The sequence below is a fragment of the Vibrio sp. 10N.247.311.13 genome, from assembly GCF_041467595.1.
GTDB classification, from domain to species: Bacteria; Pseudomonadota; Gammaproteobacteria; order Enterobacterales; family Vibrionaceae; genus Vibrio; species Vibrio crassostreae_C.
Genome location: NZ_JBFSUX010000002.1, coordinates 100,842 through 123,688 on the forward strand (window position 1 = coordinate 100,842; position 22,847 = coordinate 123,688).

16 protein-coding genes are annotated in these 22,847 nt (G+C 44.3%); 8 read left to right on the forward strand and 8 right to left on the reverse strand.

What is annotated here, in order from left to right; translation table 11 throughout:
• Positions 1 to 119 precede the first annotated feature (119 nt).
• The 3 genes from AB6E52_RS01535 (at position 120) to AB6E52_RS01545 (ending at position 5,767) form a co-directional block, all read left to right on the forward strand.
• Positions 120 to 1,718, forward strand: a complete 1,599-nt coding sequence (locus tag AB6E52_RS01535) for a BCCT family transporter (protein WP_017066829.1) — start codon at positions 120 to 122, stop codon at positions 1,716 to 1,718.
• A gap of 271 nt (positions 1,719 to 1,989) precedes the next feature.
• Entirely contained in the window at positions 1,990 to 3,561 is a 1,572-nt protein-coding gene (locus AB6E52_RS01540) for a BCCT family transporter (protein WP_017060963.1), read from the forward strand.
• A 322-nt stretch (positions 3,562 to 3,883) separates the two neighbouring features.
• Entirely contained in the window at positions 3,884 to 5,767 is a 1,884-nt protein-coding gene (locus tag AB6E52_RS01545; RefSeq protein ID WP_017070254.1) for a methyl-accepting chemotaxis protein, read from the forward strand.
• 71 nt (positions 5,768 to 5,838) lie between these two features.
• On the opposite strand, the gene azu is transcribed toward AB6E52_RS01545, so the two are convergent.
• The 6 genes from azu to AB6E52_RS01575 all read right to left on the reverse strand — a co-directional run bounded on the left by azu (position 5,839) and on the right by AB6E52_RS01575 (position 13,721).
• On the reverse strand, positions 5,839 to 6,291 hold the full coding sequence (gene azu, locus AB6E52_RS01550) for an azurin (RefSeq protein ID WP_017063577.1): 453 nt from the start codon (positions 6,289 to 6,291) through the stop codon (positions 5,839 to 5,841).
• 274 nt (positions 6,292 to 6,565) lie between these two features.
• Positions 6,566 to 8,287: a heme ABC transporter ATP-binding protein/permease CydC gene (gene cydC, locus AB6E52_RS01555; RefSeq protein WP_004733398.1), complete on the reverse strand. Its 1,722-nt coding sequence runs from the start codon at positions 8,285 to 8,287 to the stop codon at positions 6,566 to 6,568.
• Positions 8,280 to 10,064, reverse strand: coding sequence for a heme ABC transporter permease/ATP-binding protein CydD (gene cydD, locus AB6E52_RS01560; protein ID WP_102320490.1), 1,785 nt, complete (start codon positions 10,062 to 10,064; stop codon positions 8,280 to 8,282). Before cydD ends, cydC begins: the two co-directional genes overlap by 8 nt.
• Before the next feature lie 161 nt (positions 10,065 to 10,225).
• Positions 10,226 to 11,185 (reverse strand): thioredoxin-disulfide reductase, encoded by a 960-nt coding sequence (gene trxB / locus AB6E52_RS01565; RefSeq protein WP_004733400.1) that lies wholly within the window; start codon positions 11,183 to 11,185, stop codon positions 10,226 to 10,228.
• Between the two features lie 569 nt (positions 11,186 to 11,754).
• A complete protein-coding gene (locus AB6E52_RS01570) occupies positions 11,755 to 12,543 on the reverse strand; it encodes a hypothetical protein (RefSeq protein WP_102320491.1) in 789 nt (262 codons plus the stop codon).
• Positions 12,544 to 12,662: 119 nt separating this feature from the next.
• Positions 12,663 to 13,721: a hypothetical protein gene (locus tag AB6E52_RS01575; RefSeq protein ID WP_102320492.1), complete on the reverse strand. Its 1,059-nt coding sequence runs from the start codon at positions 13,719 to 13,721 to the stop codon at positions 12,663 to 12,665.
• 1,020 nt (positions 13,722 to 14,741) lie between these two features.
• Between AB6E52_RS01575 and AB6E52_RS01580 the strand changes: the two genes are divergently transcribed.
• Positions 14,742 to 15,398, forward strand: coding sequence for a 2OG-Fe dioxygenase family protein (locus AB6E52_RS01580; protein WP_102320493.1), 657 nt, complete (start codon positions 14,742 to 14,744; stop codon positions 15,396 to 15,398).
• Positions 15,382 to 16,617, forward strand: coding sequence for a cysteine desulfurase-like protein (locus AB6E52_RS01585; RefSeq protein ID WP_102320494.1), 1,236 nt, complete (start codon positions 15,382 to 15,384; stop codon positions 16,615 to 16,617). The genes AB6E52_RS01580 and AB6E52_RS01585 overlap by 17 nt, the downstream gene beginning before the upstream one ends.
• A gap of 156 nt (positions 16,618 to 16,773) precedes the next feature.
• On the opposite strand, the gene AB6E52_RS01590 is transcribed toward AB6E52_RS01585, so the two are convergent.
• A complete protein-coding gene (locus AB6E52_RS01590; protein ID WP_102320495.1) occupies positions 16,774 to 17,445 on the reverse strand; it encodes a type 1 glutamine amidotransferase domain-containing protein in 672 nt (223 codons plus the stop codon).
• 227 nt (positions 17,446 to 17,672) lie between these two features.
• Between AB6E52_RS01590 and AB6E52_RS01595 the strand changes: the two genes are divergently transcribed.
• Together AB6E52_RS01595 and AB6E52_RS01600 are read left to right on the forward strand one after the other, a co-directional pair.
• Complete coding sequence (locus AB6E52_RS01595; protein WP_102320496.1) at positions 17,673 to 18,557, forward strand: LysR family transcriptional regulator; 885 nt, start codon at positions 17,673 to 17,675, stop codon at positions 18,555 to 18,557.
• 346 nt (positions 18,558 to 18,903) lie between these two features.
• Entirely contained in the window at positions 18,904 to 20,154 is a 1,251-nt protein-coding gene (locus tag AB6E52_RS01600) for a sensor domain-containing diguanylate cyclase (RefSeq protein WP_102320497.1), read from the forward strand.
• A 132-nt stretch (positions 20,155 to 20,286) separates the two neighbouring features.
• On the opposite strand, the gene AB6E52_RS01605 is transcribed toward AB6E52_RS01600, so the two are convergent.
• Entirely contained in the window at positions 20,287 to 21,111 is an 825-nt protein-coding gene (locus tag AB6E52_RS01605) for a DUF2797 domain-containing protein (RefSeq protein ID WP_029235797.1), read from the reverse strand.
• Positions 21,112 to 21,414: 303 nt separating this feature from the next.
• On the opposite strand from AB6E52_RS01605, the gene AB6E52_RS01610 reads away from it, so the two are divergent.
• On the forward strand, positions 21,415 to 22,710 hold the full coding sequence (locus tag AB6E52_RS01610; RefSeq protein WP_102320498.1) for a GGDEF domain-containing protein: 1,296 nt from the start codon (positions 21,415 to 21,417) through the stop codon (positions 22,708 to 22,710).
• Positions 22,711 to 22,847 lie beyond the last annotated feature (137 nt).

Here is a 22,847-nt window from a genome sequence, read left to right on the forward strand (position 1 = left end):
TTACGCCTCCTTTATGGAGGTTTTTTTAGTATTTTTGCGACAGGTTGATATTCCTCTTTTCGAAATTTAAGCGCCGAATGCAATGTTGCAAACTGTGCGCTGCAAATTAGAGAGGAAGCATGGAGCCTGTAAAAGATAGGTATAGTATTGAAAATACCGATTATACAGTAGGACAAGATAACGTTCAGAAATGGGGTTTTGATGTTCATAACCCAGTATTTGGAATCAGTGCAGGGGCGATCATTATCTTCCTGTTGGCACTTCTAGTCGCAGACCCTGAAACCGCAAAAGCGGCGCTTGATGGAATCAAATGGAAAGTCATTGGTAACTTCGATGGTTTCTTCATGTGGGCAGCAAACATCTTCGTAATTTTCTGTTTTGCCCTCATTGTCTCCCCGTATGGCAAGATACGTATTGGTGGCAATGATGCCAAAGCAGAGCACTCAAACCTATCTTGGATGTCGATGTTATTCGCCGCAGGAATGGGTATTGGCTTAATGTTCTGGGGTGTTGCTGAGCCAGTAGCTTACTTCACTGGCTGGTATGAAACACCACTAGGTGTTGAAGCTTACTCTCCTGAAGCGGCGAAGTTGGCTCTTGGTGCAACCATCTACAACTGGGGTCTGCACGGTTGGGCGATTTACGCGGTTGTTGCTCTAGCGCTTGCCTTCTTCACCTTCAATAAAGGTTTACCTCTATCAATCCGCTCTATTTTCTACCCTATCTTGGGTGATAGAACTTGGGGTTGGTTTGGTCATATTGTTGATATCGTCGCTGTGCTTGCAACGCTATTTGGCCTTGCAACTTCATTGGGCTTAGGTGCTCAACAAGCAACAAGTGGTATTAACCATGTATTTGGTACCGATGGCGGTATTGGCATGCAGCTGATTGTTATCGCTGTGGTTACTTTCTTAGCGACAATGTCCGTGGTTCGTGGCATCAACGGTGGTGTAAAGCTTCTGAGTAATGTGAACATGCTGGTTGCTTTGGGCTTACTTATCTTCGTTACCATCGCTGGTGGCATGGCGGGTATTAAAGCAATCCCAACCGCGCTAATGGGCTACATTGAAAACTTCATTCCCTTAAGCAATCCTCACGGTCGTGATGACGAAACGTGGATGCAAGGTTGGACGGTATTCTACTGGGCATGGTGGATGTCTTGGTCACCATTCGTAGGCATGTTCATCGCTCGTATCTCTAAAGGTCGAACGATTCGTGAATTTATCGTTGCTGTATTGTTCATCCCAACGACAGTAATCATCATCTGGATGGCTATTTTCGGTGGCATCGCGATTGATCAAGTGGCGAACAAGGTGGGCGAGATTGGTGTGAATGGTCTGCAAGATATTACACTTTCTCTTTTCCATACTTACGATGCTCTGCCAATGAGCTCTGTGCTTTCAGTGGTATCGATTGGTTTGATTATGGTGTTCTTTATCACCTCTTCTGATTCAGGCTCATTGGTTATCGATAGCATTACCTCTGGCGGTAAAGTGGATGCACCGGTTCCACAACGTGTATTTTGGGCGTTGATGGGCGGCGCGATTGCAGCGGTTCTACTATGGGTTGGTGGTACGGAATCTATTCAAGCACTGCAAGCTGGAACGGTATCGATGGCGCTACCATTTGCCTTCATATTATTGCTTATGTGCCTAAGCTTATTACTCGGTTTACGAACTGAAAATCAATTGGTTAAGCACCAAAATGCTTTGAGTTAAAAGTATTTTTGATAAAAAGGTCGACAGGGTCGACCTTTTTTTCGTCATAAACTTGAGTAATTACGTGAATATTGTTTGAAATTCCATCGAGCTGATTCTAGTTTACTGAAAACAACAAGTTAACCTGCTAAACTTCAGACATCCAAGTATTTGAATTATTGTGACAACAGCTTGTACTACTTGGATCGTAGGTTCGAGTTTGTAATTAAGTCGCAGGTAAGTAAGGAATACGAGGTCAATAGACCCTAATAGAATTCCGTAGAGAGGGATAATGACTAAAGGTATAGATAAATACAGTATCGACAGTACGGATTACACTGTCGGTCAAGATAACGTCCAAAAATGGGGTTTTGATGTTCATAACCCAGTATTTGGTATTAGTGCGGGACTTATCGCTTTGTTCCTGATCGGTGTTCTTATTACAGATACCGCTTCAGCAAAGGCTGCGCTAGATGGCGTTAAAGGCCAGATTATCAATTCGTTTGATTGGCTTTTCATCTGGTCGGGTAATATTTTCGTAATTTTCTGCTTAGGTTTGATTGTTTCTCCGTACGGCAAAATCCGCCTTGGTGGTGTTGATGCGACGGCAGATTACTCATTCTTCTCTTGGCTATCGATGCTGTTTGCCGCAGGTATGGGTATCGGCTTGATGTTCTGGAGTGTGGCAGAGCCAGCGGCTTACTTCACGGGTTGGTTTGAAACTCCGTTAGGTGTTGAACCAAACACACCAGAAGCTGCAAAACTGGCATTGGGCGCAACCATGTATCACTGGGGTCTACACCCTTGGGCGATTTATGGCGTAGTAGCACTGTCACTTGCGTTTTTCTCTTACAACAAGGGATTGCCTCTTTCTATCCGTTCTATCTTTTACCCAATTTTAGGTGATAGAGCTTGGGGCTGGGCAGGTCACATTGTTGATATTCTTGCTGTACTTGCAACGCTATTTGGTCTGGCGACATCGTTAGGTCTTGGTGCACAACAAGCGGCAAGTGGTATTCAGCATGTATTCGGCATTGAAGCGGGCTTAGGTCTGCAAGTTATTGTGATTACAGCGGTGACTTTATTGGCGGTAGTATCAGTACTTCGTGGTATTGATGGTGGCGTTAAAGTTATCAGTAACATCAACATGTTGGTGGCTTTCCTACTGCTTATCTTAGTGGCTCTAATCGGCTACGCGGTGACTTTAGGTTCTATCCCAACGACATTGATGGCATACATTGAAAACATCATTCCGTTGAGTAACCCTCACGGTCGTGAAGATGAAACGTGGATGCACGGTTGGACTGTATTCTACTGGGCTTGGTGGATCTCATGGTCTCCATTCGTAGGTATGTTTATCGCACGTGTTTCTAAAGGTCGTACCGTTCGTGAGTTCATCACAGCAGTACTGATTGTACCGACTACAGTGACTATCATTTGGATGTCAGTATTCGGTGGCATGGCGATTGACCAAATCGTGAATAACGTTGGTATTCTTGGTCAAGACGGCCTAACAGATGTATCACTAGCAATGTTCCAAATGTTTGATGCACTGCCGTTCGGGACTCTGCTTTCAATCATTGCGGTTGTATTGGTTCTAGTATTCTTCATTACATCGTCTGACTCAGGCTCTCTAGTAATCGACAGCATCACCGCGGGTGGTAAAGTTGATACGCCTGTGCCTCAACGTGTGTTCTGGGCGTTCCTTGAAGGTGCGATTGCTGTGGCTCTATTGTGGGTTGGTGGTACTGAAGCAGTACAAGCTCTACAAGCGGGTGCAATCTCGACGGCATTACCATTTACCATCATTCTATTACTGATGTGTGTGAGCTTGCTAATGGGTATGCGTACAGAAAAGCGCTAGGCTTTTAAGCTGAAATCTACTGCAATTTATACGCAGTAGAGTGGTAAATAATATGAAGGCAGAAGAGGAAACTCTTCTGCCTTTTTTGTTTCTTCTTTACCGTGTTTTCTTGTCTCTTTTTAACATGTGAAGTGCGATAAAAATACTAATAACCGTAGAGATAATGACGCCTTAAATTTGGCGACAAGCCAAGGAATTGACATTAGGTAAGCTTATGGTTTGCTTAAAATTATATTCCGATATTAAATTATAAAATTGCTCGAATTTAATACTGATATTGGGTAGTATGCGCGGGATTTCCCACCACTCGTGAAACTTTGACATGAAACTAACACTAAAGCAGAAGTTGATAGGTGCTAGCCTATCTGCTGTTGTCGTTATGGCTACAGCGTTGACTTGGTTATCAGCAAACCAATTATTTGAACAGACTCGTAATGGCGTATACCTACGAGCTGAAAGCGTATCTGAAGCAGCATCTGAAGGTATTAAAAACTGGATTGATATCCGTACTGATATCGCATCAGCATTTAATGACTTTTCACGAGAGGATGATGTTGTTCCTTTCCTTAGACAAGCTCGTGTAGCGGGTGGCTTTGACGATATCTTTTTAGGTACTCCAGAAGGTGGAATGTACCGTTCACATCCTGAACGTAATCGTGCAGATTACGATCCTCGTCAACGTCCTTGGTACCAAGAAGCAAACGCTGCAGGTAAGCAAATCATTACTACGGCTTACCAAGATGCAATCACCAAAGCACTTCTAGTAACGATCGCAGAACCTGTTCGCCACAACGGCCAACTTGTTGGTGTTGTTGGTGCAGACGTACTGATCGACCAGTTGGTTAACGATGTAATCAGCCTTGATGTTGGTGACAACGCTTACGCAATGCTAATTGATGCCTCTGACGGCACATTCCTAGCACACCCAGATTCAGCACTAAGCTTGAAGCCGGTAAGCCAGCTTTCAAACGATATCTCTATGCCTATCATCGAAAACGCAGTGCGTACGGGTAGCATCGAGATCATCAAAGAGCGCGGCGCAGACAAGCTGCTTTACTTCACGAAGGTGCCTAACACTAACTGGATCTTCGCGGTTCAGATGGACAAAGCAACAGAAGAAGCGAACCACTCAACGCTACTTACTCAGCTGATCATCACTGCTGTCGTTATTACGCTCATCGTAATCGTACTCGTGTCTTGGTTAGTAAGCTTCCTATTCCGCGACCTAAACCGCGTTTCAGCAGCACTTGAAGAAATTGCTTCAGGTGAGGGCGATCTTACTCAACGCCTTGAGCCTAAGAGCGACGACGAAATTGGTCAGCTTGCAGCAAACTTCAACCGTTTTGTGGGCAACATGCACACCATGGTGATCAAGCTAAGCGAAGTATCTGCTGCGCTGGGCAACCAAGCGCGTCAAACGGCTTCTCAAGCTGAAGAACGTAGTGCTCGTATCCAAATGCAACAAGACGAGATCAACATGGTAGCAACAGCCGTTAACGAAATGGCTGCAGCAACACAAGAGATCGCAGGTAACGCAGACCATACTGCACAGAACTCATCTGAAGCGGTTGGCGCGTGTGAGCACGGTACTGGTCAAGTGACACAGACTCAAAGCTCTATCCAAAACCTGGCTCAAGAAGTTCAAATCGCAACCAACGTGATTCTAGAACTTGAAGAGCACGGCAACAGCATCAACGCTATCTTGTCTAACATTCAAGGTATTGCAGAACAAACAAACCTACTTGCACTTAACGCCGCTATTGAAGCAGCACGTGCCGGTGAGCAAGGTCGTGGTTTCGCAGTAGTAGCGGATGAAGTTCGAGTTCTGAGCCAACGTACACACGGTTCAACGCAAGAAATTCAACAAACGATTGAGTTGCTGCAAGGTACAACAGGCAAAGCGGTTAACATCATGAACGATAGCCGTACTCTTGCTGAAACCAGTGTTGATGACGCGAACTCAGCGGCTGCAAGCCTAACGCAAATCCATGCTGCTGTTGAACGCATCAGTGACATGGCAACACAGATTGCTTCTGCTGCAGAAGAGCAAGCGTCAGTAACGTCTGAGATTACTCGTAACACTGAAGGAATCCGTGACGTATCTAACGAGCTAGCAGACGAAGCACACCAAGCTGCAGAGCAAGCTGCGCAGCTTTCTGAACTGTCTCACGAGCTAGAAAGCGAAATCAGCCGCTTCAAGCTGTAATCGAAGCCAATATAACAAAGCCCTGACTTAGGTTGGGGCTTTGATGTATCTGTACAATCTAGACTAACGAGTTATTTAAACTCAAACTTGCCCTTCATGATTGCCCAGTGGCCCGGGAATGAACATAGGAAAGAGTAGTCGCCACCGGCTGTCATTTTCTCTGTGCTGAAAGTGATTGAGGTTGACTCGCCACCACCGATAACACGAGTGAAGGCGTAAACGCGGCTGTCGTCAGGTTTTACGTAGTTATTGTCGATACCTGCCGACATACCATCGATGCCTACTGCTTGTAGCGACGCAGTGTCTGTTATAACGACGTTGTGACCCATTGATTGGGCTGGCATAGAACCAGTATGGTTTAGCGTCAGCTTCACTTCTTTACAGCTCGCTGGAACGCTTAATGTGTCAGTTGAAAATTTCATTTGATCACTAGCATCAATCGATACTTCACATTCCGAGCTCGCTTGAGCGGTAAAGCTAGCACCTACAAGCGCTATCGTTGTTGCGATTAATCGTAAAGACATACACTGTTCTCCATTATTTTAGGGGGAGGTTATTCCATGAGGTTGATTGATACGTATTATCCTAGAAAGATGATCATAGTAATGTGCTACGACTTGAATTGTGTGCAACTCGTTGCTTTGTAAATGGTAAGTTTTTGTAGGAAAGGGCAAAACTAATCAGCGCATGAACAACCGTTTAGGGGGGAATGGTTGCTCGAGACTAGAATCACAGACACAAAAAAGCCCGAGCATAAACTCGGGCCTTGAATAGTTTTCTTTATAGCTTAAGGGGAAGCTAGATTGCCTGACGAAGTTGGAAATAACGTCCTGCTTCGTTTAACAGTTTCTCATGAGAGCCGTTTTCAACAATCTCGCCTTGTTCAATCAGAACGATCGAATCCATCGATTCCAGACCAATCAAACGGTGAGTAATGAAGATAACCGTCTTGCCTTCAAAATGCTTCTCGAACAGCGTCATGATGCTGTGTTCTGTTTGCTTATCTAAGCCTTCTGTTGGCTCATCTAGAAGCAGGATAGGAGCATCATGAAGAATCGCGCGTGCGATACCAATACGGCGCTTCTCACCACCAGACAGTTGACGACCACCGTCACCTAACCAGCTATCAAGTGCGTTATTCTCAAGCAGCTTTTCTAGACCAACGTCTTTTAGGATGTTCGCTAAGTGATCATCGGTCGCTTCTGGTCTTGCAATCAACAAGTTGTCACGCAAAGTACCATTTAGAATGTCGACACGTTGGCTTACTACACTGATTGATTCACGAAGCTGCGATTCATTCCACTGCGTCAGTTCAATACCCGCGATTGAGATGTAGCCCTTTTTAGGATCCCAGTAGCGAGTCAGAAGCTGGATCAGAGTCGATTTACCAGAACCCGTTTGACCAACAATCGCAACCTTGTGCGTGGCAGGGATCGTTAGGTCGACAGCGTTCAGAACACTGCGCTCAGAGTCAGGGTAGTTGAACGTCACGTTTGAGAACGTAATATCAAGCGGCTTGTTGATGTCGAGTTTCTCTTCAGCAAACTGAACTTCAGGCTCTGACAGAATAACTTCATTCAAGCGACGAGCAGAAGACAGAGTTTGACCTAAATGCTGGAACGCGCCTGCGATAGGCATCAGCAGTTCAAAACTTGCCATGGTTGCGAATGCCATTAGCGCGATGAACGGGTCTGGTGCATTACCACCCACACCGTCAGCCGCAAGCCAAAGCATAAGAACCAACGTTAAACCGTTGAACAGCATTAGCGCAGCTGAAGCCATACCGGTTAGGTTAGCATTCACAAACTGATTCGCCATCAGCTTTCGTTGCGTTTCTAGAATCGCATTACGGTAACGCTCTTCAGCACCGAACAGAGTTAGCTCGCTGTAGCCTTCAATCCAATCTAGCGTTGTCACACGAAGATCCGCTTTGTTCTGTGTCAGCTCACCACCGTTACGTTTACCCAATTTGTAGAACAAGATTGGCCAAACCAACAGCATGATCAGAAGGATAGAACCTAAGATTAAACCTAGTGAGCTATCGAACCACATTAAGAACAGAGTCAGGAAGAAAATCCCGAACACACCCACCGTCACAGGGCTTACTAAGCGCAAGTACACGTGATCCATGGCGTCGACATCAGCAACCAAGCGGTTCAGAAGATCAGCATCACGAAGGTTTGAAATACGACCTGGGATCAGCGGAGCCAGCTTCTTGAAGAAGAAGATACGCAGATCAGTTAACAGTTTGAATGTCGCATTGTGGCTCACAACACGTTCACCCCAACGACCCGCAGTACGGCTCATTGCTAAACCACGTACACCACCACCTGGTAGCATGTAGTTGAAGGTTTCACGTGCAATCGTAAGGCCTGCAACCGCAGAAGCTGAAATGAACCAGCCTGATAGCGTTAACAAGCCGATAGAAGCCGACAGAGTAGCAAAAGCCAATAGCATGCCTAGCGATAGGCCAAACCAATGCTTTTTATAGAGTTTCAGGTAAGGCAGTAAATCACGCATCTAAATTACCCTTATTATCTTGTTGAGCTAAGTTCGCGTTAAGCATCTCTTCAAATAAACCACCCGCAGTCGAAAGCTGAGAGTAATGACCTTGTTCAACCAGACCACCATCGCGCATAACCAGAATGTTATCGACCGATTGAAGCGGGGCAAGTTGATGCGTCACAAGTAGGGCAGTGCGGCTTTCGATATTGCTATTGATGCCTTTCATTACCAACTGTTCGCTACGAGTATCTAAGCTGGCAGTGGGTTCATCGAGCAACCAGAACTGACCGTCTTGAATCATTGCGCGAGCCAGAGCTAAACGCTGAGACTGACCCACAGACAGACCGCCAGAGCGATCAGAGATCATATAATCCAAGCCGTGCTCATTTACGAATTCGTTAGCAAAAGACTGCTCAAGTGCATTCGCGACAACTTGGTCAGTGATATCGTGCTTACCAAGGGTGACGTTGTCACGAATTGTGCCATGCAGTAGCAACGGGTTTTGACCAACCCAGCTAATGGTTTTACGCCAAGAGGCTAAGTCTAGGTCACGCAGTTCAATGCCATTGATTTTCAAGCTTCCTTCATAAGGCATGAAACCAAGAATAGCGTTGATCAAACTCGTTTTACCCGCACCACTTGGGCCAACTAACGCAGTCGACTGTCGAGTGTTAAGTGCGAACGAAATAGGACCAACCAATTGAACACCTTCAGGGCTTAACACTTTGAGATCTTGAGCTTCAATATTGATGCCTTGAGCCGGGTCGAGCTGAGTGTCGCCTGATTTAACCTTAGTGATGTCTGTTTCTAGGAACTCGACAATACTTTCGGCTGCGCCAACCGCTTGTTGCTTCGCGTGGTAGAAAGTACCTAAGTCACGTAGAGGTTGGTAAAACTCTGGCGCTAAGATAAGGATAAACAAACCAGCGAATAGCGTAATGCCTGCACCGTAGTGACCAAAGTTCAGCTCACCGATGTAGGTGAAACCAAAGTAAACCGCCGTCATCGCGATAGAGATCGACGTGAAAAACTCAAGTACAGCAGAAGACAAGAAAGCGATTTTCAACACATCCATGGTACGCGTTCTGAACACTTCAGATGCACCTTTCAATACCTCTGTTTCAGCGTTGGTGCGATCAAATAGACGGATGGTTGTCATTGACTGCAAACGGTCGTAAAAGTGACCAGAAAGACGTTGCAGTGCTTTGAAGTTTTTACGGTTTGCATCGGCTGCTTTCATACCCACAAGTGCCATGAACATTGGTACCAGTGGAGCAGTAATCAAGAAGATCAGTCCTGCTGCCCAGTTTACTGGGAACACCACAACCAAAATAATGAATGGAATCATTACCGACAAAGACATCTGAGGTAAGTAACGAGAGAAGAAGTCTTGCATGTCTTCGACTTGTTCTAGCAACAGGGTTGCCCACGTACCCGCAGGTTTGCCTTTGATATAAGCAGGGCCCAACTCACGTAACTTATCAAGGATCAGTTGCCTGATGTAGACACGGATCTGTTCACCACAGCGATAACCTGCGATCTCACGTCCCCATGTACAGCCAGCACGGCCAACGACCGATAATGCCAAGCCTGCGAAATGACCAACCAGTTCAGACTTATCGACATTTTCGATGATCAGCTGGTGAAGAATAGAGGCGAGAAGAGCTGCTTGAGCAATTAAAAACACGCTTGAAAGTACGCCAAGGCTAATCGCAATCATAAGCCAGCGTTTCGCTAACTTACTCTGTTGCTTAAGCCACTTGTTCAAGCTGCGTTGTTTTTTCTTATCCATTATGAAGGCTTAATGATAATTATTATTTGTTGAGGGCGGCTAGTATACAAAAGAAAGCCCAGTGGATATACCACTGGGCTCTAGGGATTTACAACAAAATGTGATGACGCCCTGCATCTACTGAGGCGAGAGCACCGATAATCAAATCTGCAATCTCAGATTTACTTATCGTTAAGGCCATCTAGGAAGCGTTCAGCATCCAGTGCAGCCATACAACCTGTACCAGCAGAAGTGATTGCTTGGCGGTAGTTGTGGTCCATTACATCACCTGCAGCGAACACGCCTGGGATGCTGGTTTGTGTCGCGTTACCTTCAAGACCAGACTGAACAATGATGTAATCATCTTTCATGTCGACTTGGCCTTTGAAGATTTCAGTGTTTGGTTGGTGACCGATAGCAATGAATGCGCCCATTACTTCGATATCTTCTGTCTTATCAGACTGAGTATCTTTAATACGAACGCCCGTTACGCCCATGTCGTCGCCCAGAACTTCGTCTAGCGTGCGATCAGTGTGAAGAACAATGTTGCCGTTCTCTACTTTGTCCATTAAACGTTTCACTAGGATCTTTTCAGCGCGGAACGTGTCACGGCGGTGAACTAGGTGAACTTCAGATGCGATGTTAGACAGGTAAAGTGCTTCTTCAACAGCCGTGTTACCACCACCAACTACCGCCACTTTCTGGTTGCGGTAGAAGAAACCATCACACGTTGCACAAGCAGAAACGCCACGGCCTTTAAATGCTTCTTCAGAATCTAAACCTAAGTACTTAGCCGATGCACCCGTAGAGATGATCAATGCATCGCACGTGTACTCGCCTGAATCGCCTTTAAGACGGAAAGGGCGGTTAGATAGGTCGACTTCGTTAATGTGGTCGAACAGGATCTCTGTTTCAAAGCGCTCTGCGTGCTCTTTCATGCGATCCATCAGTGCTGGACCCGTTAAACCTTCAGCATCACCCGGCCAGTTTTCCACTTCTGTTGTGGTTGTAAGCTGACCACCTTGCTGCATACCGGTAACAAGTACAGGGTTTAGGTTTGCACGAGCAGCGTAAACTGCAGCTGTATAGCCAGCAGGGCCAGAACCAAGAATCAATAAATTACAGTGCTTTACGTCGCTCATGAGGACTCCGAAATTGAAATTGTTTTTATTTATAATCGCTTAGGATTGTATGGAAAATATGGAGGCAATAAAAGGTTAAACAAGGGCTGAAGTGTAATTAATCGTTATACGTTAGAACTTAATGGAGACAAACGTTTTCGTGGCTAGAAGAACAGTGAAAGCCTTCGCATTAAGTCGGCTTGCATTTGGCTAGCTATGCTTATTGCCCGTTGATTCGAAATCTACCTGAAGAAGCCGGCGTGTTTTAGTGTGTGCGAGATTTGTTGCTGGTTCTTAAAATCACAATTGGATATTTATTGGCCTTATCTTTGAAATGTCGCGAAATGACTAAGAACTACATTTTCGAGAGTTAGAGTGCCAAATGACATTATGGAGTTGCCTACAGGCCAAGTGGTGAGACCACAACAAATATAAGCAGATACACAATTTAAATTACAGGCTCACTGGCGCGAAGCTCCACCCTGTTTAGTACAAATTAGTCAGCCCTCCTTTTGTCATATCAAGGAGAAGAAAGCCGAACCTGTATCGAGAGGGTTCGGCTTTTTTATATGCGGGTTGAACTTCTATGCTTACTTATCCAACTTTTGGGTTAGCAGCTCATACTCATTAAGATCGGCTTTACTGCATGAATCAGCGAGTAATTGTCTAAGCTCATCCGTGATAGGTATCGCATCCCTTAAGTCTTCGCCTTGGTCATAACCATAAGAGCCGATGTAGACATCTTCGGGATCTATCTCTGGAATTGGGTCGAAGTACGCATAACCATCGATATCAAATTGACTCATCAATTTTAGTAACGTGATAACAGACTGATGGTCAAGGGCGTGACTCAATGCAACAACTTTGTTCTTTGGTAATTCTGAATCTAGTGTATCACCAAAAATCGACTTTAATCGAATGCCTTCACTTCTGAGAGATTTTCTGATTTCAAAGTAATCAGGAAGGAGTTTGTTAAGTGCAATAGACCAATTTCCGAAACTATTTTGTTCTTCAGAATGACTGTGCTGAATTAAGCCTTCTAGTTTCTTGAATTCGGCTTTTAGTGTATTAAGCTCATGGTGGTCGTCGTTTTTGACTGTAACAATTTGATTAGATTTTTTGTCTAGGTAACGCGAATAAAAAGAATCCTCTTGCAATTCCGGCCTAAAGCGAGTTTGCAATAGAAAGATAGCTCCTAGAAAAAGTGGTACGTTAAGAACGGCGGCAATGATTAATACTGAACTCTCCCAAGCTGAACTACCTAAAGCAACAGCTGTTCCTAAGAAGCCTCCATTAACCATGATTAAACCCACTAGCCACGCTGCTAGTAATTGAATCGGTTTAGTGACCTTTTGTGGGTCAACTTTTTGATTGTTCATCTAACTATAAATGTCCTGCTGATCTTTGATAGGCTAAGTTATTCAAAGTCTTATCGAGTTTTACGCTTAAGTAAGGGCTAAAATACAGCGCCTTGTTATAATTACGCTTAAACGTCAAACTAATTCTTATCTTGTTTGTCTTCGATAAACTTAACTTCTGACTTATCTTGGAGCTGTTTGTACTGAGCGTTCAAAGATTCAGAAATAGCCTTGTTTTCCGGTGACGAAATACAGTCAATGTTGCCACCTTTTTGGTTGTACTTAGCAAGCTCTTTGATAGCACTTGTTAGCTCATTGCTACTAGTTTTGTTGAGAACTAAACCTTTCTCGACCAATCTATCTACAACCGATTCGATAAGTGTTTCTTCGTCTTTTTCCGCTTTCTCTGTTACTTGTGCGATCATTTTTTCATATGTATCTTTATCAATTTTACTTTTTAGCTCTTTAGCTGCTGATATTGACATCTTGAAAGCAATTAGTTGAGTCGCTAGTTCCGCCATTGCAGTTAAGGTTTCGGTAATCAATTTGACCACTTCAATATTCAGCATCAAATCTACAATCACAGAGCCTTTGTCAGCGCTAATTATCTCAAAGTCTTCGGGAGCTTGATTCACCGCCATTGAGAACCCTCTAGCGATTGTAAACCATGACTTACCCCAATCTTTAAAGTTGACCACGTTATCAATGCAAGCGTCATTCTGGAAGTGAAGTCTTGTTAAGCACTTATTTTCTGGAATGAAAATTGGTTCTAAATACAGAGCCCTTAACGTCAGTTCCATGTTAGTTCGAATTTGCTTGAAAGACGTAACTGTACGGCTTAAACGTTCGATAACAGTGTTTAGTGTAGACAGGATGTAAGAGTAGTCTTGTGGTAAAACCAACAGGTTATGAAGGTAGTCTTTCGATTGTGCTAAAAGTATACTTTGTAAATCAAGGTCCCGTAAAACTTGACGCTGGTTATCAGTTAGAGTTGACTCATCAACTAACGACAAGCGTTCAGAAAGTTCATCAAAAACAGCATGCTTAATTTTGTCTGCGTTATCTAAATTTGCCTGAGTCGGGTTTGCTGTGGCGTTTTTCAAACTGGTATGGAGTTTAGTGTAGTAACTAAGGACAGGCTTAATTTCAATTTGTTTTTCGAACCACTTGGCTAGTGCGTATAATTCATTTGTTTGCATTATTATTCCACGAGATAATTTAGGAAGTACGGCAATTTACTAGATATTTCCCAGTACATTAGATTCTGGTTTTGTGGCTAGATTATCACTATTTATCTGATTAACATAAGAAAATATGATTGCACTAAGTGTGAATGCATAGGGTGGGTTTTTATTTGTGAGTCAAATGCAAAGTTTGCTCGAAAGTACAAAAATGTTTAGAGATAGTTGGGTGTAATTGATTAGTTGGTCGAATTTACCCCATGGTACAGAACGAGGATTCACAACGAACAGCATTAGAAGAGTGGATAACTTTTAGTAGCGCAAAAGCTCATGAACAAGATGCGAATGAGTAAAATGTCTAAGCAACTTTTGGGCATAAACGTGTTAGCGAAGGGCCTCTAATATTTGTGAGCAGTTACCTATGTTCTGGCAGTCAAAAAACACTAAGTAAATTTCCTTCGTAACATCCCACTTCAAACACTTTCTAGATATCAACTTGCTCCCTTAAATAAATCAAACCATTTGGGGCGGCCGAGTTCCCCCCGAACTCGACCTGTTCCAGACGCGCAAGCAAAGGCGTGTGGATTCTGGCGTACTCATAAATTAACCAATTCCAGTTTGTTGTGTAAATAATCAATAGCTTGAACGCTGATAGGTTGGTCGTATTTCGATGTGCAAAAACATACAAATAAAGTATGCCGAAGTAGGGGGATGAGCCTAGATGCCGCGGCTGGCGTATTAGTGGGTATGTGCTGACAAAATAATAAACACAGCGTGCTAGTTAATAATATCGTTAAATTTTATTTTATAGGTGTTTATAACTAGCTAGTGAAGTGTGCTAGTTTTAAGAGTTGGTCATCTTTTATTCTGGTGTTATACACTGCTTTTTATTTTGAACTTGGGTTTACAGTCTGAATTATTAATTCTTACGGGATAAATGATTGTTTATTGTTGATTTGGCAAGATCTTCAAGTATCCTTTTATGTAAACAAAACGTTAAATGTCGAAAATAAATTAACAATCATTAAGGAGTCGATGATGTTACACGCTCACGAAAACACCCTACATATTACCCATCTCAGTAACCACGCGGTTAAGGAGCTGTCACCTTCTTTCTCTAAGCTACCTAGCACAGAGCACGCAGACGGACAGTACCGATTGAGAAGGTACTCTGTGGTTGAATTCAGTAATGGACAAGTCGTTGAGCTAGACAAACATAACTTCGTTCAGTCTGAAGACATCAATCACTTTCAAGGTGATGTTGTTCGTCAATTCGAGCCAATTGAAGCACCCATTCTAAGCAGCGAAGGCATGCAAGAGATGTGTGAACTGTTTATTGAAACCAACGGGCTTGAAGACGGACAAGAAATTGAAATCCACCAAATTCGTATCGCTGCCATTTTTGAAGAGACACAGGTTGCGCCTGAAGGCGTGCACCAAGATGGCTTCGACCACATCGCGTTAATTGGCGTGAATCGTCACAATATTGTTGGCGGCGAAATCATGCTGTACCAAGATTCTCATGAAGCACCATTCTTTAGAAAAGTGCTTGAAGACGGCGAAGTTGCAATGCTTGCAGACAGTAAGCTATGGCACAACGCACAGCCAATTCGCACCATAGACCACGATGAGATGGGCTACATGGATGTGTTTGTTCTAACGGCTAAGGATGCGCGCAATGTCCTTCACTCTTAACGATGTACGCCAGCAGTTCAGTGCGTTAGGCCAATACCACGACGGTAAGCCAGTCACCTTTTTTGATGGGCCGGGTGGTTCTCAGGTTCCTGAGAATGTTCTTGCGTCGATGACAGAATACCTTGGCCACTTTAATTCCAATTTGGGCGGTCACTATTTTTCTAGCCAGAAGACGACAGGCTTGATGCAGCAAGCGCGAGAGTCAGTGCAAGCGTTACTGAATGCTGAATCTTCTGGCAATGTTGTGTTTGGTGCCAACATGACCTCGCTGACATTTCAGCTTAGCCGAGCGATTAGCCGCGATTGGCAAGCTGGCGATGAGGTGATTGTTACTGCGCTAGACCACTACTCGAATGTATCGAGCTGGCAACAAGCAGCAGACGACAAGGGCGCGATTGTTCGTCAAGTTCGTGTTGACGAGTCGGATTGCAGCCTAGACATGGCACGCTTTGAGTCGTTACTGAGCGAAAAAACCAAGCTGGTTGCCGTGACGTTTGCTTCAAACACCACGGGTTCAATTGTTGATGTGGAGAAAGTCATCGAGCTTGCACACCAACACGGCGCTCAGGTTTATGTTGACGCGGTTCACTACGCTCCTCATCACTTGATCGATGTTCAACAACTGAACTGTGATTTCTTAGCGTGTTCGGCTTATAAGTTCTTTGGCCCGCATGTTGGTATTGCTTACGTGGCGCCTCAATGGCTACATACGTTAAAGCCATATAAGGTTGAGCCTGCCACTAACATCGGGCCTGGTCGTTTTGAAACAGGAACACAGAGCTTTGAAGGCCTCGCGGGTGTGATTGCTGCGGTGGATTACTTGGCACAATTTGGTGAGCCAACCGACTCATTACGTTCTCGCTTAGAGCAAAGCTACGCGCTTTATAACAAGCATGAAAGCCAGCTGAGCGAGTACTTCCTAAAACGTTTGGGCGATCTTGAAGGGGTAAAACTCTACGGTAAGACAGAGTTTGATTCGAACCTAAGAACGCCAACATTCGCCATCACCTTTGATAACCACTCCCCAGAGTTCATCGCGAAGAAGCTGGGCGAGCATAATATCTGTGTGTGGAACGGACACTTCTACGCATTAGGTTTGGTGAAGCAGTTGGGTATTGAAGAGCAGGGGGTAGTGCGTATTGGTTGTATGCATTATAACTCGATTGAAGAAATCGACTTGCTGTTCAATGTGCTTGAAGGGATCTTGCGAAGCCATTAGCAGAAGTAATTAGCAAGAAGTCACTAGCACTATAATCGCTACAGAATTAGAAAAGAGCATACTTCTCTCAAGAATATTGAGTAGGAAGTATGCTCTTTTTCGTTTCACCGTGCTTATTTAGTTAGCGCCAGTGACCTAGTCAAGACAGCGATTCGATTAAGAAAGCTGCTCAACAATGGCTACACCCACTGCGTGTGCGCTAGTCGGGTTCTGGCCTGTAATGACTCGCTCATCAACAATCACAAGTTCTTGCCACGGTTGAACCTTGTTGAAACGCGCTGCGCCACGAGCAAGCGACTCTTCCAGTAGGAATGGAATGTCGTTGATGGTACCAAAGTCGATCTCTTCTTCACGTGTAAAGCCCGTCACCGATTTAGAGCTCAGAAGTGTTTCGCCATTGCTCAGTACGATAGGTAGCAGGGCTGCTGGGCCATGACATACTGCCGCAATCACACCACCATCTTCGTAATGCTTAGCCGCAATAGCAGCGAATTGCTCGTTGGTTGCTAGGTCTGAAAGCAAACCGAAACCACCTGGGTAGAAGATAGCATCGTAGCTTTCTGCATTAATTTGGTTTACAGGAATCGTATTGTTGATGCGGTTTTGGAAGTCATCATCAGCCAAGATCTCAGCGTTTACTGAATCCCCTTCAATATCGGTTCCGTACAATGGGCCTTTACCACCCTTGATAGAAGCGATGTCGTACTCAAAACCCGCAGCAATGATCTCTTTGAGAGCATGAGTCAGTTCAGGCGCATAAGTACCATTCGCTTGATCTGTATCGCCTAGTGTTGCGTGGTTAGTCACTGGAATTAGTATTTTTTTCATGGTTCGTCCCTTTGAGCTGCTGTTTTTTTATTTAGGTGCTGACGCTTTTCGTTAAGCACTGATGCTGTTCGTTAGGCGCTAGCGCTTAGAGCTTGGTATCGCGTTGTTACTTAGCTATCGCCGTCTTGTTGTTTCTAATACTAGTTCTAAACCAATTAGGTGATAATATGCTAAACAGGCAAAACATTGTTGCTATATAGCAAAGATAAAATACGAGTAGATTAAGTATGGATAGCTTTGAAGGGATTAACGAATTTGTTGCAGTTGCTGAGTGCCACGGCTTTTCAGCGGCCGCCAAACAGTTAGGTTGCAGTACCAGCCATGTGAGTCGGCAGGTTTCAAGGTTGGAAGAGAGAGTGGGAGTGGCGTTGCTTGCGCGTTCAACACGGATGGTGAGCCTGACCGAATCGGGTCATACCTATTATCAGCAGTGCAAAGACTTGGTCATTGGGCTGCAACAAGCGAATGAACAAGTCACGTCTCAACAAACTCAGCTTAGCGGTACATTACGTGTTAGTGCTGCGGGTGCATTTGCAGAAAATCATGTTGCGACAGCGCTAATGGAATTTGCCAAAGATCATCCTGAACTCACCATAGAAATGAACTTCAATACTAAGATGGTGAACTTCATCGAAGATGGTATCGACTTTGCCATTCGTTATGGTCGATTAGACGATTCAGGGCTGGTGGCAAGAAAGTTGGTCGATCGTCCAATGGCGGCTGCAGCCAGTAAAGACTATATAGAGCAATTTGGTTCGCCTACTCATCCAGAGCAGTTGAAAATGCATAGCTGTATTATCGCTAACAGTGATCAGTGGTTATTTGAGAAAGAGGGAAAATCGTTAAATGCAGTACGAGTACATGGACGCTGGCGCAGTAACAATTCGAGCGCAGTACTGAAAGCATGTGAAGAGGGGCTTGGCATCGTTTATCTTCCTAAAAGCAGTTTCAATGGCAGTCTTAGCAATGGAAAACTCGTCCCTGTGTTAGAAGAGTATTGGGGAGCGGGCACAAGCAGTTGGATTGTTTATCAGAACCGTCGTTTTCTTCCACAGAGAGCACGGTTAGCTATCGACTTCTTAGTCTCATATTTCTCTGATTGGAATGAATAGTTCGTAGGTTTAAAGAATAGTGCGCAGGTTTAAAAGAATAGCGAACAGGATTTGAAGTGGTTGGGAGCGGATTCTTTCATCAGTTCAAGGCCAAAAGTAGAAAAAGATAATGGTTACATTGGTATAGGTTATCTATTTCTGTTTTTTGACGCGAATAATGGGATTGAGATGCTTGTCTACTTTTACTAACTCGTGTTAGCAATTGAGTTGTAGAGAAGGCCGCAACAGTGCGATATACTATATGGCATATTAATGTCCCTAGCGCGTGATAGATTGTGTGGAAGCGTTGGCAGGATGTGTTGTTATGCTCCAGTTTATGAAGTGTAGCTAGAGTGCGGAGTTGGCAATGTCTTCAATAAATTTCGAATCCACGTACGGTGTAATAACTATTCAAGATATGAATGTAGTGAGTGTTGACGCTAACTATGCTCGCATCTATGGATACCAATCGCCCGAAGAACTACTTTCTAATATCGATAGCTTTCTAGATTTAATCTCAGAAGATTACCATGTTTTAGCTTATCAAAATTACCTTGAAACGGTCAGTGGTCAACGCGACCCTCAGGTTCACACCTATACCAATATTGATCGTAATGGCAGAGAGTTCACTGTGTTTTCTATCGACCATGTGACGGAGTGGCAGGGAAGACCTGCATTGCAAGTCACGGTGATCGATCTTTCCCCTGCGATTCAGCTGCAAAATGCGGTGCGTGAGCAAGATAAGATGTATCACGACATGATCATGCAATCTGGGCAGGGCATCTTGGTTCACCGAGATTTCAAGCCGCTGATGGTTAATCAATCTTGGGTCAACATGCAAGGCGCGGCTTCCATCGAGCAAGTATTAGAGCTGGACTCTATCCTTGAACTGGTACCAAAACAGAATGCCGATGGCATCAGCAAGCACTATCACGCGATCGTATCAGGGGAGTTGTCAGGTACTAGTACCGTGGTTGAAAACATTGGCTTTGACGGCGTTCATCGGTTCTTCAATATTTACGACAATGCGATTACTTGGAAAGGTCAGCCAGCCGTTCAGGTTGTGCTCGAAGATGTGACTCAAAAGGTGATGCTGGAAAAGCAGTTGGTACACCAAGCGAATTACGATGAAATGACGGATTTGCTTAACCGTAGGGCGATTTATGAGTGGCTGAGAGAGCACCTTGTCTCTGAGACTCACTTAGTGTGTATGCTGCTTGATATCGATGACTTCAAATCGATCAATGATACCTACGGGCACATGGTGGGTGACGAGGTAATTTGCGCATTGGCTGATATTACTAAGCGTAATGTTGAGGCTGTGGGCGGTGTCGCAGGTCGATGGGGCGGTGAAGAGTTCATTGTATTTATCCCTAATGCGTCGCCTCAGATTTCGCGTCAAGTGTCTGATCAGATCCGAGAGCAGTTTAATCAAACCGAATTTAAGATTGATGAACAGTTACGATTTAATTCGAGTGTCAGTATCGGAATCAGTGATAGCCAAGCCTGTGAAGACGGTGTCACGATTGATGCACTCGTGAATTTAACCGATCAATCTCTCTATCGCGCGAAAGCCAACGGCAAGAATTGTGTAGACGGAGATGTGGTTGCGCTCTAACGCCAAAAATCGTCATCGAAAGCGAATAGGATCGACAACGAAAAATGCCCTCAAGTCATCACTTGAGGGCATTTTATTTTTTGGCTATTCACTAAGCGCTTCTAACTATAAGAAACGTTTAAGTTCTACAAGTTATGCAGACACTTCCACTTCGTAAGAACCAAATTTACGGATGTTAATCACGCCCGTATCTAAGATTAGGTATTGGCCTTTAATACCTTGCAGCACACCAGATACTTCAGGATTCTTATCAAAGTTGTGCGATACAATCTTCACTGGGTGCTGCTCAACCGGGTAGCTCAGTGAAGTGATGTTTTCGCTCAGAATCTCGATTGCATCGTCACCAAACTTCGCTCTGATCTCTTGGATCTTATCTTCAACCAATGGCAATAGTTCTTTGGCTTTTTCTACCAACTCCATATCGTCGCCATCGCCTTTTAGCAGCGTGCGCCAGTTGGTTTTGTCAGCAATGTGCTTCGCTAACTCAACTTCGATCAGGCCAGAGATCTGACGTGTTTTTACCTTCAAGATAGGCAAACCTTGAGTCGCGCCTTGGTCAATCCAACGGGTAGGGATTTGAGTATGACGAGTGATACCCACCTTTAGGCTTGATGTGTTTGATAGGTAAACGAAGTGATCAACCATGCAGTTCTCTTCACCCCATTGAGGCTCACGACATGTGCCTTCATCGTAGTGACAAGTCTCTGGTTTCATGATGCACATGTCGCAGCTTGCTAGCTTTTTCATGCACACAAAGCAGTGGCCTTGAGAGTAGCTTTTCTTGGTTTTCTTACCACACGAACAACAAAAAATATTGCCGGTATGGGTAAGGTTGATGGTTTTACCAATCAGAGGGTTTAGCTCTACAAACTCTTCACCTACAGGTAAACGGTAAGTAACCGCACCATCAAGGGAAGCACTCATCTTCTTGAGTGTTCCTTTTGCTAATAAAGACATGACATTACTCGTTGTATTTTGATTATTATTTCGTCGACTCGATTGCGCTGTGAGCAGGCAGTACGGTTAACGATGATTATGCGATGAGTATAACAAATAGAGCCTGTTTTTATACGCAATATTACTTGATTCTCGCCGTGAATAATCAACAGCAAATACATGCATTAAAATATAGTATGACATTTTGTTCGGGCGTGATATAACGTTTTTTAGTGATTTATTGGTATTAAGATCACTAATTTATCTAACTTGTTTTTTATCGTGAAATCCCAACTATAGGGATATTAAGCAGGAAGCTTAGACGTGAAGTGGATCCATAAGATTGTTATCTTTTTAGTTATCGCAACGCTTGCCATTGTGCAGTATTACCGTGTGAGCGGAAATCGTGTGATAACGGCAATTACCCCTGATAAATATGAATTTATCGCGACCAGTGATCAAGTTGATAGGGGAGTCAGTACGTCCCAGTTATCCTATGAAAATGGACAGTACACTCTCGATTGTGAACTTAAAGAATCTGAGTATCCGTGGCCTTACTGTGGGCTGTCGATTCGTATCAACCCTGACATCACCTCGGGCCTTGACCTTTCTCAGTACCACACCTTTAGAGTGAACATTGATTACCATGCGGAGGCTGACTCTAGTGGCCGTTTGAGAACCTATCTACGTAACTACAACCCTGCTTATTCAGTTCCTGATGACGAGTACACGCACAAGTACAATGGGATGGAGTTTTCTCCAGGAATCGATGGTGGTGTGATTGAGATTCCGATCAAAAACCTGCAAGTAATGACATGGTGGTTAGCGGATAACGAGATTGCGCTAGAGCATTCAGCGCCTGAGTATTCGAATGTGAATATGGTTGAGTTTGCTACTGCGTCTGGAGCGAAACTCGGTCACCACAGAATAGTCATCCGTAGTATTGAATTTGAAGGCTCTTATATATCCGCAGAAAGTCTGTTCTTGATTCTACTGTTTGTTTGGGTTGGTACGGGCACCGTATTCTTATTGTCTGAGTTAAACCGTTCAAGAAAACGCATGGTGATCGCAGAGAAAAGACATCACCACTTAAAGAACGTCAATCGCGCACTGAGAGAACAGAATTTTGAATTTTCAGAGATGGCCCATCGTGATGAGTTAACCGGAATACTAAACCGCCACGCGATTCGTGATTGGTTGAAAATGCAGTCACAACATGTGAAGCAAGGACATGGCAAGCTGGGTATGTTGTATCTCGATATCGACTACTTCAAGAGTGTAAATGACAAGTACGGACACCAAATGGGTGACCATATTCTACGTGAGTTCAGCATGGTGGTGGGCAGTTCGATCAGCGCTACCGACAAGTTGGTGAGATGGGGTGGTGAAGAGTTCATTGTTTTTTGCCCTGAGACTGATCTTGGCGAAGCACAAAGAAAGGCCGAGAAAATCCGACTTTTAGTCAGCCAGCACCTTTGGGTTCATGGCGATCCGCTGACATGCAGTATCGGTGTTGCCGAGATGAAACAAGAGCGAGTGACAGAGACTATTGCTCGCGCTGATGAAGCTTTATATCAAGCAAAGCATTCAGGTCGAAATCAGGTGATCTTGAGTCACTAATCTGAAAATTGTTTTGATGATTTTATAAGCCACACGTGCATATGTGACGTGTGGCGTTTTTATGGTTCTTCTCCCAAAAGCCAAAACAAAAAAGGTGGCGCGGGGCCACCAAAAGGGAAAGCGTTTCTTGTTTTTAT